Annotated in this window: 13 protein-coding genes and 1 tRNA gene; 6 read left to right on the forward strand and 8 right to left on the reverse strand. The window is 55.0% G+C overall.

Going from position 1 to position 12,614, the window contains the following annotated elements; genetic code table 11:
* Positions 1 to 21: 21 nt before the first annotated feature.
* From C1J05_RS19990 to C1J05_RS20010, 5 genes are all read left to right on the forward strand, one after another.
* Positions 22 to 648, forward strand: coding sequence for an FMN-binding negative transcriptional regulator (locus tag C1J05_RS19990; RefSeq protein WP_114872477.1), 627 nt, complete (start codon positions 22 to 24; stop codon positions 646 to 648).
* A 48-nt stretch (positions 649 to 696) separates the two neighbouring features.
* Positions 697 to 1,305, forward strand: a complete 609-nt coding sequence (locus C1J05_RS19995) for a glutathione S-transferase (RefSeq protein ID WP_114872478.1) — start codon at positions 697 to 699, stop codon at positions 1,303 to 1,305.
* A 230-nt stretch (positions 1,306 to 1,535) separates the two neighbouring features.
* Positions 1,536 to 2,096, forward strand: coding sequence for a ubiquinol-cytochrome c reductase iron-sulfur subunit (gene petA, locus C1J05_RS20000; RefSeq protein ID WP_114871799.1), 561 nt, complete (start codon positions 1,536 to 1,538; stop codon positions 2,094 to 2,096).
* A gap of 14 nt (positions 2,097 to 2,110) precedes the next feature.
* Positions 2,111 to 3,439 carry a cytochrome b gene (petB, locus tag C1J05_RS20005; RefSeq protein WP_114871800.1) on the forward strand — a complete coding sequence of 443 codons (1,329 nt, stop codon included), beginning with the start codon at positions 2,111 to 2,113 and terminating at the stop codon, positions 3,437 to 3,439.
* 16 nt (positions 3,440 to 3,455) lie between these two features.
* Complete coding sequence (locus tag C1J05_RS20010; protein ID WP_114871801.1) at positions 3,456 to 4,250, forward strand: cytochrome c1; 795 nt, start codon at positions 3,456 to 3,458, stop codon at positions 4,248 to 4,250.
* 417 nt (positions 4,251 to 4,667) lie between these two features.
* On the opposite strand, the gene C1J05_RS20015 is transcribed toward C1J05_RS20010, so the two are convergent.
* The 3 genes from C1J05_RS20015 to dapF form a co-directional block, all read right to left on the reverse strand.
* Positions 4,668 to 5,327 (reverse strand): Crp/Fnr family transcriptional regulator, encoded by a 660-nt coding sequence (locus tag C1J05_RS20015; RefSeq protein ID WP_114871802.1) that lies wholly within the window; start codon positions 5,325 to 5,327, stop codon positions 4,668 to 4,670.
* Positions 5,328 to 5,401: 74 nt separating this feature from the next.
* On the reverse strand, positions 5,402 to 6,652 hold the full coding sequence (gene mtaB, locus C1J05_RS20020) for a tRNA (N(6)-L-threonylcarbamoyladenosine(37)-C(2))-methylthiotransferase MtaB (protein WP_114871803.1): 1,251 nt from the start codon (positions 6,650 to 6,652) through the stop codon (positions 5,402 to 5,404).
* Positions 6,649 to 7,482: a diaminopimelate epimerase gene (gene dapF, locus C1J05_RS20025; protein ID WP_114872479.1), complete on the reverse strand. Its 834-nt coding sequence runs from the start codon at positions 7,480 to 7,482 to the stop codon at positions 6,649 to 6,651. Before dapF ends, mtaB begins: the two co-directional genes overlap by 4 nt.
* A gap of 105 nt (positions 7,483 to 7,587) precedes the next feature.
* On the opposite strand from dapF, the gene C1J05_RS20030 reads away from it, so the two are divergent.
* Positions 7,588 to 7,663, forward strand: a tRNA-Lys gene (locus C1J05_RS20030).
* 223 nt (positions 7,664 to 7,886) lie between these two features.
* Here C1J05_RS20030 and C1J05_RS20035 read toward each other — a convergent pair.
* From C1J05_RS20035 to C1J05_RS20055, 5 genes are all read right to left on the reverse strand, one after another.
* Positions 7,887 to 8,180: a hypothetical protein gene (locus tag C1J05_RS20035; RefSeq protein WP_114871804.1), complete on the reverse strand. Its 294-nt coding sequence runs from the start codon at positions 8,178 to 8,180 to the stop codon at positions 7,887 to 7,889.
* A complete protein-coding gene (locus C1J05_RS20040) occupies positions 8,177 to 8,611 on the reverse strand; it encodes a DUF5681 domain-containing protein (protein WP_114871805.1) in 435 nt (144 codons plus the stop codon). Before C1J05_RS20040 ends, C1J05_RS20035 begins: the two co-directional genes overlap by 4 nt.
* A gap of 174 nt (positions 8,612 to 8,785) precedes the next feature.
* Positions 8,786 to 9,946, reverse strand: coding sequence for an IS30 family transposase (locus C1J05_RS20045; protein WP_114871806.1), 1,161 nt, complete (start codon positions 9,944 to 9,946; stop codon positions 8,786 to 8,788).
* A 299-nt stretch (positions 9,947 to 10,245) separates the two neighbouring features.
* Complete coding sequence (locus C1J05_RS20050; protein WP_114871807.1) at positions 10,246 to 11,262, reverse strand: DUF1214 domain-containing protein; 1,017 nt, start codon at positions 11,260 to 11,262, stop codon at positions 10,246 to 10,248.
* 56 nt (positions 11,263 to 11,318) lie between these two features.
* Entirely contained in the window at positions 11,319 to 12,311 is a 993-nt protein-coding gene (locus tag C1J05_RS20055) for a helix-turn-helix transcriptional regulator (protein ID WP_114871808.1), read from the reverse strand.
* Positions 12,312 to 12,614: the final 303 nt, after the last annotated feature.

Raw genomic sequence — 12,614 nt, forward strand, 5'->3', positions numbered from 1 at the left:
ACACAAAGAGGCGAAACCGACATGCACCCGAATCCGGTTTTTCACACGGGCGATCGCGACCGGAACCTTGGCTATGCGCGGGAACGCGGATTCGGCGTGCTGGCGGTTTGCATCGGATCTGCGCCGGTGATGTCCCATGTGCCTTTTCTGATATGCGAAGACAATGAAACGGTGCTGTTGCATCTGGTCCGGTCCAACCCGATCGCGCGCGCCCTGAAAACACCGCTAGAGGCGCGAATCGCGGTGTCCGGTCCGGACAGCTACATTTCGCCGGACTGGTACGATGTTCCGGATCAGGTTCCGACCTGGAACTATGTGGCAATTCACCTGACCGGCAGTCTGGAACTGCGCCCTGTTGAAGAATTGCGCGCCACTCTGGACGCGCAATCGGCGCTTTACGAAGACCGCCTGTTGCCCAAAACCCCGTGGACAACCGAAAAAATGACGCCCGCAGCCCTCAACAAGATGATGCGCATGATCGTGCCATGCAAAATGCAGATCAGCGATGTCGACGCGACCTGGAAGCTGAACCAGAATAAACCCGACGATGTAAGGCTGCGCGCGGCCGATCACGTTGATGGATACGGGCTTGGCCACGAAGTGCAATTGCTATCCGCGATGATGCGCGGAGCGGGCATGGACAGTTGACGTGATGCTGCCTAGGCTTCGCTCTGAATTCTGGGAAAAGGCATGAAAATGAAGCTGTATCATAGTCCGACATCACCATACGTGCGCAAAGTCATGGTGCTGCTGCACGAAACCGGTCAACTGGATGATGTCACTCTTGAACCAACGTCCGGAACGCCGGTAGATCCGGCACAGGGACTGGGGGCCAAGAACCCGCTGTCCAAGGTGCCCGCACTTGAACGGCCCGATGGTCCTGCCTTATACGACAGCCGTGTTATCTGTGCCTATCTGGATGATCGGGCGTCCTCTGGCCTTTATCCGGCAGGTGCGCGCCGCTGGGATACCCTGACGCTTGAGGCGACGGCAGATGGCATTCTGGATGCCGCGCTGGCCATGACATACGAGGCCCGCCTGCGACCGGAAGAAATCAGATGGCAGCCATGGGTCGAAGGCCAATGGGACAAGATTTCAAGGGCCTGTACCGCGTTGAACACCCGCTGGATGAGCCATCTGGCCGGCCCGCTGGACATGGGGCAAATCGCCGTTGCCTGCGCTTTGGGCTATGTGGATCTGCGCCATGATGCGCGCGGATGGCGCAGCGGAAACGACGCGCTTGCCACTTGGTACGCCGCGTTCTCTCAGCGGCCCAGCATGGTGCAAACCGTACCACCGCAATGAACTGACCCGATCCGGCGCAACACCGCGATCCGATTTGGGCGGTTGCGTCCTGATGTTGTCGAAAGAACATAATGGCGCTTTGCGGTGGTGCCTGCGACCACATGCACACCTTTCAGTGCTTTACGGGGCGCAGTTGCACCGCTAAATAGCCCCAAAGGACTGGCTGCGCTGTGGCGTGGCCGAAACGCGTATTGGCCCGGATTGCCGGGTGCAGGAATGGAGTAAGCCCCTTGTCCCATGCAGAAGACCACGAAGGCACACGGAGGGATTTCCTCTATTATGCGACCGCAGGTGCAGGTGCCGTAACCGCAGGTGCCGCCGTCTGGCCGCTGGTCAACCAGATGAACCCGTCTGCGGACGTCAAGGCGCTGTCCTCGATCCGTGTAGATGTTGCGGATCTTGAGGTTGGCACGCAGCTGACCGTCAAATGGCTGGGCAAACCCGTGTTTATCCGCCGCCGCACAGAAGAAGAGATTGCGGATGCCCGCGCCGTGGATCTGGCGGATCTGCCTGATGGCGATGCGCGCAACAACAATATCGGCGCAGCCCCGGCAACGGACGAAAACCGCGCAATGGATGAAAACGGCGAATGGCTGGTCATGCTGGGTGTTTGCACGCATCTGGGCTGTGTGCCTTTGGGCGACGGTGCCGGCGACTTCCACGGCTGGTTTTGCCCGTGCCACGGATCGCACTACGATTCATCAGGTCGCATCCGCAAAGGTCCGGCACCGGAAAACCTTCCGGTTCCTGTTGCTGAATTCGTGGACGAAACCACGATCAAACTGGGTTAAGGGAGAAAACAGAAATGGCTGGTATTCCTCACGACCATTACGAACCGAAATCCGGTGGTGAAAAGTGGCTGCATTCGCGCCTCCCGATCGTCGGATTGATGTATGACACCATTATGATCCCCACACCCAAGAACCTGAACTGGATGTGGATCTGGGGTATCGTTCTGACGTTCTGCCTTGTCTTGCAAATTGCAACGGGCATTGTTCTTGCGATGCATTACACACCGCATGTCGACAACGCCTTTGCGTCGGTTGAACACATCATGCGCAACGTGAACGGCGGCTATATGCTGCGCTACATGCACCAGAACGGCGCGTCGCTGTTTTTTGTTGCCGTCTATCTGCACATTTTCCGTGGTCTCTATTACGGATCGTACAAGGCCCCCCGCGAAATCACGTGGATCATCGGTATGCTGATCTATCTGATGATGATGGGCACGGCCTTTATGGGTTATGTTCTCCCCTGGGGTCAGATGTCATTCTGGGGCGCGACCGTGATCACCGGCCTGTTCGGAGCGATCCCGTTCATCGGTGACACCCTGCAAACCTGGCTTTTGGGCGGACCGGCGGTGGACAATGCCACACTGAACCGTTTCTTCAGCCTGCACTATCTGCTGCCCTTCGTGATTGCCGCGCTGGTGGCTGTCCATATCTGGGCCTTCCACACAACAGGCAACAACAACCCCACCGGGGTTGAGGTGCGCCGCGGGTCCAAGGAAGAGGCCGAAAAAGACACGCTGCCGTTCTGGCCCTATTTTGTGATCAAGGATTTGTTCGCACTGGCGGTTATTCTGGCTGTGTTCTTTGCCGTGGTTGGCTTTATGCCGAACTATCTGGGCCACCCCGACAACTACATCGAAGCGAACCCGCTGGTGACGCCCGCACACATCGTGCCGGAATGGTACTTCCTGCCGTTCTACGCCATCCTGCGTGCCTTCACCTCCGAAGTTTGGGTGGTGCAGATCGCATCTTTTGTGACAGGCGGCATCATTGACGCCAAGTTCTTTGGTGTTCTGGCGATGTTCGGTGCGATCGCGGTTATGGCGTTGGCGCCTTGGCTGGATACGTCCAGCGTGCGGTCGGGCCGCTATCGCCCGATGTTCAAATGGTGGTTCGCGCTGCTCTGCATCGACTTCATGGTGCTGATGTGGCTGGGGGCAATGCCCGCCGAAGAGCCTTATGCAACGTGGGCCCTTATCGCGTCAGGGTACTGGTTTGCCTACTTCCTTGTCATCCTGCCGCTTTTGGGCGTGATCGAAAAACCGGTCGCACCACCCGCGACAATCGAGGAAGACTTTGACTCGCATTACCCCAAGGCGTCTGACGCCACACCGGCAGAATAAGAAAGGAAACGGGACAATGTTCAAGACACTTGCACTTTCCGCAGTGACCGCCCTGACCCTTTCAACCGGAGGCGTCATGGCCGCTGGCGGCGGGGATCAGCATATCGAGGATTTCGATTTCTCGTTCGAAGGCCCGTTCGGCGTTTACGACCCGAACCAGTTGCAACGCGGCCTGCAGGTCTACACCGAAGTCTGCGCAGCCTGCCATGGTCTGAAATACGTGCCCTTGCGCACCCTTTCGGACGATGGCGGACCGGCCATGCCCGAGGATCAGATCCGCGCCTATGCCGAACAGAATTTCGAGGTATTCGATGCCGAGCTGGATGATTTTCGCGCGGCAACGCCGGTTGATCATTTTCCGGGGTCTAACCTTGAAACCGCGCCTGATCTGTCATTGATGGCGAAAAAGCGGGCCGGCTTTCACGGACCCTATGGATTGGGCATAAACCAGTTCTTCAAGGGCATGGGTGGACCGGAATACATTGCATCCCTTCTGGTTGGATATACTGGCGAGGAAAAAGAACAGGCTGGTGTAACTTTCTACGAAAACACCGCGTTTCCGGGCGGATGGATTGCAATGGCACCGCCCCTGTCGGACGAGCTGGTTGAATACGAAGACGGCCACAAAAACGATCTGCACCATCTGTCTGCGGATGTATCCGCCTTCCTGATGTGGACAGCCGAGCCGAAAATGATGGCGCGCAAGCAAGCTGGTTTTGTTGGCGTACTATTCCTGACAGTCTTGTCCGTTCTTTTGTATCTCACAAACAAACGCATCTGGGCGCCGGTCAAAGGCAAAAAGACAAGCTGACGCTTTTTCCAGAATGTTAAAATCAAAAACGCCCTGTGCAGTGAATTGCACAGGGCGTTTTCTTTAGGCAGCGGCTACTTTATTTACCGTTTACTTGGGAGACTTCCTCTGCCCTTTGTAAACACCGTTTTTACTGGTTATAGGTTCTGTTGATCTGGCGTTGAGCAGCGCGGCATTGTTCACTTGTGAATGAAATCCAGCCAAAAATATCGCGGGCCAGAGCAACCGGGGACGGATAAAAAATGCGGCGTACGTTGTGTGTGCTGGGACGGGACATTTTCGAACACCTTTCTTTCTATTGGTTCTGATCGGTTGTTAGGGAGGACCAACCTTGGTTTGAATAAGATGACTATGCCAGTTGTACGGCGTCCGGTCTGTGAACTTGATCACACAAACACACAAAAATTCTGGATTTGTTTAAGTCAGGTCAGCAAGCGCCCGCAGTGCAGCCCGATCCAGCACTTTCATCCCGCCCCGCAGCGATGAAATAACACCTGCTTTGCGCCATGCGGCCATTGTCTTGGAAACGGCTTCGCGGGTGGCACCGACATGGTCTGCCAGTACGGACTGGGACAGGGTAAGCGTATCATGCTCTGTATCTGTCAAATGAAGGATGCGGCGCGCAAGGCGCATTGGCATCGGCAGGAAAACCTGTTCGCTTAACTGATCACCCATCCACCGCATCCGCTGGCCTGCAAGGCGGATCAGATCTTCGGCAAGATCAGGATCAGACCGGATTTCGCGCAGCAGATCGGCGTTTTTGATCTTGTGCAGCACGCAAGGCTCGATTGCGGTTACCGTAGCTGTACGCGGCCCCGGATCAAACAGCGCGATTTCGCCAAACAACGCACCCTGTCGAAATATATCGAGGGCAAGCTTACGTCCGTCGCGCGACAGAACACTGACTTCCAACGCGCCTGAAACAATCGCATACAAAGCATCGCCAGCGTCCCCCTGTTCGAACAGAACGGCATTCGGTTCAAGCGACACTTTGGATGCAACCGATCCCATAAGCCGCGTCAGGCCCGGGGACGCACCGGCCATAAAGCCAAAGCTATGAAGGGGTTCAGGGGCCATAAGCTGCTTTCTTACCAGACATTCAGCTTAGCAAAGCTGGAACATAAAGCAAAAGCAGATCGCGCTGCCACCACTCAGGCAGCGTACAACTGTCCGTCCCGTTGCGACAGGATCCTGGCTAACACGATCTGACCCTCCGGTTGCGGTGTGTCGAACCGCACTTCTGTAAACTGCTCGGTCCGCCCCATATGCGGGCTTTCCATCAGAATGCGGTGGGTCTTGCCGATTTGCGCGTTCAGATGGCGTTTGACCTGCTGATCGCCTGCATTGCGCAACCGCGCCGCGCGCGATTTGATATCTGCCCCGTTCACCGCAGGCATGCGCGCCGCAGGCGTACCCTGCCGTGCGGAATAGGGAAACACATGCAGCCAGGTCAGATCACAGTCCTCTACCAGCTTTAGCGAGTTTTCGAACATCGCCTCGGTTTCAGTTGGAAACCCGGCGATAATATCGGCGCCAAAGGTCATATCCGGACGCAGGGCGCGGGCAGCCTGGACGAACCGGATGGCATCATCGCGCAAATGGCGCCGTTTCATCCGTTTCAGGATCATGTCATCGCCATGCTGCAACGACAAATGCAGGTGTGGCATCAAACGTGGCTCGGTCGCGATGGCCTGCATCAGGTTTTCATCAACTTCAATGGAATCGATCGAACTGATGCGCAAACGGGCCAGATCCGGCACCAGTTTCAGAATTCGCATCACCAGATCGCCCAGTCGCGGCTCAGACGGCAGGTCTGCCCCCCAACTGGTCAGATCGACCCCGGTCAGCACCACCTCGTTATAGCCGCGCCCCACAAGCCGTTTGATCTGTTCCACCACCACCCCGGCCGGAACCGACCGGGAATTGCCACGCCCATAGGGAATGATGCAGAAGGTGCACCGGTGATCACAGCCGTTCTGGACCTGAACATAGGCTCTGCTTCGGGTGCCAAACCCGTCTATCAGGTGGCCAGCCGTTTCGGTCACGGACATGATGTCATCCACCTGAACGGGTTCGGTGCCAAAATCGCCCGCCAGACCGGCCCATGTGCCAGGCTGCATTTTCTCTGTGTTTCCGATCACCGCATCGACTTCTTCCATATCGGAAAACGTCTTTGGTTCGGTTTGCGCGGCGCATCCTGTCACGATCAGACGGGCACCGGGGTTTTCGCGCCGCAGCTTGCGAATTTCCTGCCGCGCCTTGCGCACCGCTTCTGCTGTGACGGCGCATGTGTTGACGATAACGGCGTTTTCCAGTCCCGCCCCGGCAGTAAGCTCTTTCATCGCTTCGGTTTCATAAGCGTTCAACCGGCAGCCAAGCGTGGCAAATACAGGGGCACTCACTTGATCGACTCCAGAAAAGAACGGGTAAAGGAGCCGGAAAATACATGACTTGTGGGCCCTGTCATCCAGACCCCGTCATCACGCCAGTCGATATGAAGCGTTCCACCGTCCAGATCAATACGTACGGCCCGGCTTGTCAGCCCCCGCCGCGCGGCAGCCACCGCCACCGCACAGGACGAAGACCCGGACGCCAGCGTAATGCCCACGCCACGTTCCCAAACCCGCATCCGGATATGATCGCGCCCGACAATCTGGGCAACCTGCACATTTGTACGGTTCGGAAAAAGCGCATGATGCTCGATCAAGGGCCCGAACTTTTCCAGATCGATGCTGTCCACGTTTTCGACGAAAAAGCTGCAATGCGGATTGCCCATGCCTGTCGCGGTCGGGGCGCCATCCAGAGGCAGTTCAATTGTATCCATCGCGCGCGCCAAAGGAATGTCTGCCCAATCCAGTTGCGGGTGTCCCATATTCACCGATGTTTCCCCGTCACTTGCGCGACAGGCAAAAAGATCACCACGGTCTGTCGTCAGGTGCACAGAAGACACATCTGATTCGTCCATCAGATAGCGCGCAATACAGCGCGTGGCGTTTCCACATGCCGCCGAAATCGTTCCGTCCGCGTTAAAAAACGTCAGATGCGCATCTGCCGTTCCACGCGTGATCAGGGCAAGCTGATCAAATCCAACGCCAAAATGGCGATTCCCGATGGCAATGGCCAAAGCAGGTGACACATCAATGCTGCGCGCGCGCGCGTCCAGTACAACAAAGTCGTTGCCCAGCCCGTGCATCTTCATAAAAGGCAATTCTGATGTATCAGCGTTGTTCATTGCGCGCATATAACCCCGCAAAGCAGACTATTCCAGCCTGAGCCGAAGTTTCGTGCATTTCGGGCTTGACCCCTTTCACCCGTCTTTCTAAGTAGACGGCCTAGTGGGCCTGTAGCTCAGTTGGTAGAGCAACTGACTTTTAATCAGTAGGTCTCCGGTTCGAACCCGGACGGGCTCACCATTTAACATGAAAAATTAGGTACTTAGAGGGTGGTATTTTAATACCGATCAAATTGCTTCTACGTGGGGGACACATGGGGGACAGAAGCCTCGAATCCGAGACAACTTGTCTCCCACAAAGCGCTGGAGAAGTCTGCTACACGGCTCAAGCTCATTTTGCCGACTCCGCCGTGTTCTCTGTTTCTCGCAATTCCACGCCACTGCATCGCTTTTAGGCGATCCGATCAAATTGGATAACCGTTTGGTAGAAGACCGAAAATCTGACTTTTGATTTGAGTTTCATTCACCTGCGGAAGCTTGCACTTCACAAGATAGAAAATTCCCATGCGTGTATCATCTCGAGCGAAGGCGCGGGCCGCATTCAGGACCGGTGCATCTTGGTCATTGTACTCTTTATCGTCAGACGCCAGGGCCGCGTCTATCAGAGGTTCTAACTCGTTTACCAAGGCCATTGCGGCTGGCGACAATGCTGAACCCGGTGTGCCTTCCAAGTTGCGCAACCTGCGATCAATACTCATTTCTTCGCCTCCAAAGCCTCAATGCGTTTCTCGAAGTCTGATGCCTCAAGCGTGCGCCGGTACTGCTCCAGCAGCCCCATGACCGTCGCCCCTTCGAGCGGCGTTACGGCTCCTTCGGAAACAGCACGGAGAAGCGCAGACGCCGCCTGCGCAGCATCCCTTGCGGTTTCGACGTTTGGCAGGTTGAACTCCACCGGCGCATCCTTGCGGGCAGGGGCAATCCGCTCGATGCAAAGTCTCAGGGCGACGGTATCGCCCGCCAAGGCCATCTCAATGGCCTTCTGCGTTATCGCCTCACTCTGGTCGTCGATGAGCCTCTGGGTGGCTTGTGTAGCCCTGTTACGGCTGCCCTTTGGCTTGCCGGGGTTGCCAGTCGCGAAGGTGCCGTCAGGGTTTCTGCCTGCCGTATTTGAGCCGCTGTTACGGGTCATATGCCACCTCTCTCAATTAACGGTATGTTATCATATACCAATAAATAGTTCCATACTACAGGTGGCTTTCGGGCGTTGAAAAATGGCGTCTGGACTGTCGAAACCAATGACTGGTCAACGCAAGAAAGCGGTCGTCAGAGAAGAACAGTCGAATGACTGCATCGAGCGGCGGTTTCAACGGGTCGACGCAACACATGCATTGAAACGCTCGGCTGGTGTTTCGTAGTTGAGCGTCTTTCGAGGTCGTTCGTTGAGTTGTCTGGCGACGGCGCTGAGCTTCGCCTGACTATGTATCGACAAATCTGTGCCCTTTGGGAAGTACTGTCGCAGCAGACGGTTGGTATTTTCGTTTGTGCCGCGTTGCCATGGCGAATGTGGCTCGCACAGAAAGACGTCAATATCCGTGGCCAGGGTGAAGGCCTTGTGTCCAGCCATCTCCGTTCCGCGGTCCCAGGTCAGCGAGCGGTACAGCTCTTTTGGCAACTTGCGAGACTGTTTGATCAATGCCTGAATGACACTGTGGCTGTCCTTGTTGCTCACCTTGGCCAGCATCACAAAGCGGGTGTGACGTTTGACCAATGTCGCGATGAAGCTGTTGCCAGACCCTGCAATCAAGTCTCCTTCCCAATGGCCCGGCACTGCTCGATCCTCAACGTCCGCAGGTCTGTCACGGATCGATATTGCGTCGTTGAACTTACCCAGGCCGCTGCGCTTCAAGGTGGCATGGCGGGATCGGCGTATGGATCGTGTCGCCCGCAGATGCGCCAATAATTCTTTCTTAAGTACGCCTCTTGTCTGGATAAAAAGGCTTCGGTAGATCGTCTCATGGGAGACCCGCTTGTTGTCTTCATCGGGATGTTCACGCATCAACCAGCCTGCGATTTGTTGTGGAGACCATTTGCGCGTCAGCTTGGCCGATATTGCGCGGCACAGATAGTCATTGCCCGCCAACTTGCAGAGCTTTGGGCGATGGGCGCGGTCCCAAGCAGCTGCATCAGACACCGCTGCTCGATAAAGTTTGGCGCCGCCATTGCGCCTGACCTCGCGACTGATTGTGGATGCCGGTCGCTTCAATGTTTGAGCAATTGAACGCAGCGAGACCTGCGCTCGCAAGCCTCTGGATATCTCTTCGCGGTCGGAAAGCGTCAGAGCGAGCCGAGACCTCACACGGTCCGGCGGGCGAATGCCGCCAGTGCGCGCAAGCAGCGGATAGATCGACGATGACTCGCGTTCAAACAAACGTCCGATCGAACTCATCGACTCGCCGCGTTGCCATCGATCCCATATCTCTGACTTCTGTTTATCTGTGAAAAATATCCGGCGACGATACTTCATTATGCTCACTCCATCTTTGGTCAAAGATTAAAGTGTTGCGTCGACCCGTTGAAACCGCCGGACAAACCAGCCGCATCTGAACGGGTGTGTTGTGCAGATGCTGCGCAAACTTTTGCAGCGTAAACGGTCCCTATCGGACTTCTGCATCCATGGCGATAAAAGCCGGGTTTGTGGCCAACGGCTCTTTTTCACCAATCAAAAGCTTCACTAACTTCGACTAGGTGTACTTGAGACGCCACTACCAAAAAGGGCGACCGCTCATCAGGATCGCCCTTTATCAAATTTTCACCAATCAAAGTTTATCCGGCTGGCTCGAAATCCGGGAACGTCCATTCGCCAGTTATGATCTCGTCCATCGGCTGATACATACGGATTGCATAGTTCCAGCCATCTACGATTGGCAGGCAGTTAATCCGGCCATCGTCGCAACCACCAAAGTTGATTGTATAACTTTCATCATCATTCGGTTTGGCTGTGACATTGTTGTAGGAATTCACGCCCAAGTCGTTCGGTTCCATGAAACCGTCTTTGTTGTAGACTGTAATGGACCAGAAACCGTGAACGGGAACGTCTTTTACCGTAACGGTGTATGGCATTGTGCCATCATTTTGGTCAACATAATCGATGGCGTACATCGCCCCTTCGGGAGGGTTGCCTCCCCAGCCCGCCGCAGTCCCTAAAAGATGGTACAGCGGGTTGAGCAACGCCTTTTGACCAAAATACGGTGTCGTGTCGGTCCGTGTCAGCGCGAGTACATTGATGGCGTCGCGAACGCGTGCAAGGCCTTCAATATCCCACTCTGGAATTTCAAAGCTGCCGGAATCTTCCTGAATGATCTGGATTTGATCCTGCAGCGCATTTGCCTCTGCAACATCAGCCGGGTCGTCTGGATTAGCAAAAGTGCGGAAAATTGCGACCATGTAACGCGTTCTGACCAGTTCCTGACCTAGGGTAAAGGTTCCGTCATCATGGATAGCAGGCAACATGGAGTGATCTTCGTTGATCAACAGCATGGATTGAAACCGGTCGCTGTTCGGTTTGACGATCGAAACTGGTTCAGTCATGTCGATAACGACCATCGAATACAGCGTGTCCCTGTTCATTCGAATGACATTTTGCTCATCCAGTGGTGTGGGTGTGCGAATATGGAGCAGTTTTCCGACGCCGACCTGATCCACATAAGACTTCATGATCTCGTGCGTTTCGGCCCGAGTAAAATTGTCGACCGTTACAGGCACTTTGTCTGCTAGAACAGGTTGGGCCAACACAGCACAGCTAAGTGCGGTGGCCGCCAGAAATCGATGCTTGAAAATCATGTTGCGAAGTCTCCCTAGATTATTTTGGGCACCATAAACTCGCAATCGAAAACGCGTTAGCCATTTCCGGCCACAAAATTCGGAGTGCTGGCTCGGCGTGCAGCTGAGGGTGTAAGACCGGTCAACTGACGGAAGGCGCGCCCAAAATGGGAAGGGTCCGAGTAGCCGACCAGTTGAGAAATTTCCGAGACATCGAGATGACTTCCCAACAAAAGTTCGGTGGCCCGATCAACACGTGCCTTTTGTGCGAGTTCCCGAAAACTCGTTCCGACCTCATCAAGTCGACGGCGCAGCGACCGTTCTGAATAGTCTAGCTGTCGCGCCACCGTGTCGATGGAATTTGTCCCCGAAATGTTGGCTTGAAGGATCGCCCTGACTGATCCAACCAGATTGGTAGGTGCCGGCCCCATTGCATCTCTTACAACATCGCCCAGTGTTGGTATTTTTTCTGGCTTTTTGCGCAGTGCCTGTTGCCCTGCTTCGTCGTCGAAAAAAACTGCCAACTCGGGTCGGTCAAATGCGACCGGACAGCCAAAAAACTCTTCATATGGCCCTGTGTGTCTTGGTTTCGGAAAGTTGAATGTAATTTTGCGTCGTAACGCTTGCCCGAAAAAAGGATTGGCGATAGTCAACAATACGGAAACGGCCAGCATCGCATAGTGCGGATATACTTCTACATTCCGGAATGCCGAATGGTAGGTGAGCTGCAATATGTCCCGTTCATGTTGCACTGACAATCGGTCGAGTGAGGAATGATAGCTCATCATATCGCTTGTTAAGTGCAGCGCATCGCTGAATGTTGGCGTTGAAGTAACGTAGTCGCCAAAGACACCGTATTGACGAACACTGGCACTTTGACCAAGCACAAATCCCAAGTTTTCGACGCCCGCGTCTCTAGCTGTACGCTCGAAGAAACGGATTTGGGCTAACTGGGGGATGTAAGCGCGTGTTGTCTCGAACGCGAAGCCCGGAAGGTCTTCCGCTGATAGGGCGGACTTAACGGATCGTTCCCCAATACATTGGACCAGACCTTCTTGAAGACCAACCATTGTACGTGTTGAGATAAACGGGGTAGACACGGTCTGCTTATTCCCTGGCTAGTTGGAGTATATGTCCATCCGACTCAATGGCGTTCAGGTAGCATAACATATACACTTGAAAGCCCCACGGTGACCACGTCCTCGCTTCTCCAATGTTCGGATGCTGGATGTCTTTACTGGATGCCAAACCTATATAGTCGGAGATGATGCTCGTGCAGCGAATGACTGAAAAGTCCCGCATGTGAGACATACGTCGCAACCGCAGCGAACGTCCGGTCCTGGTGAAAGCAGTCGTTTAGAACCAAAACTTCG

Source organism: Sulfitobacter sp. JL08, from assembly GCF_003352045.1.
Taxonomy (GTDB): domain Bacteria; phylum Pseudomonadota; class Alphaproteobacteria; order Rhodobacterales; family Rhodobacteraceae; genus JL08.

Bases quoted from the DNA above. Each gene is read 5' to 3' on its own strand.
- petB (WP_114871800.1), top strand. From the start codon at position 2,111: ATGGCTGGTATTCCTCACGACCATTACGAACCGAAATCCGGTGGTGAA.
- C1J05_RS20040 (WP_114871805.1), bottom strand. From the start codon at position 8,611: ATGACCCGTAACAGCGGCTCAAATACGGCAGGCAGAAACCCTGACGGC.
- C1J05_RS20035 (WP_114871804.1), bottom strand. From the start codon at position 8,180: ATGAGTATTGATCGCAGGTTGCGCAACTTGGAAGGCACACCGGGTTCA.
- C1J05_RS19990 (WP_114872477.1), top strand. From the start codon at position 22: ATGCACCCGAATCCGGTTTTTCACACGGGCGATCGCGACCGGAACCTT.
- C1J05_RS20045 (WP_114871806.1), bottom strand. From the start codon at position 9,946: ATGAAGTATCGTCGCCGGATATTTTTCACAGATAAACAGAAGTCAGAG.
- C1J05_RS20015 (WP_114871802.1), bottom strand. From the start codon at position 5,327: ATGGCCCCTGAACCCCTTCATAGCTTTGGCTTTATGGCCGGTGCGTCC.
- C1J05_RS20010 (WP_114871801.1), top strand. From the start codon at position 3,456: ATGTTCAAGACACTTGCACTTTCCGCAGTGACCGCCCTGACCCTTTCA.
- C1J05_RS20055 (WP_114871808.1), bottom strand. From the start codon at position 12,311: ATGGTTGGTCTTCAAGAAGGTCTGGTCCAATGTATTGGGGAACGATCC.
- C1J05_RS20050 (WP_114871807.1), bottom strand. From the start codon at position 11,262: ATGATTTTCAAGCATCGATTTCTGGCGGCCACCGCACTTAGCTGTGCT.
- C1J05_RS19995 (WP_114872478.1), top strand. From the start codon at position 697: ATGAAGCTGTATCATAGTCCGACATCACCATACGTGCGCAAAGTCATG.
- dapF (WP_114872479.1), bottom strand. From the start codon at position 7,482: ATGAACAACGCTGATACATCAGAATTGCCTTTTATGAAGATGCACGGG.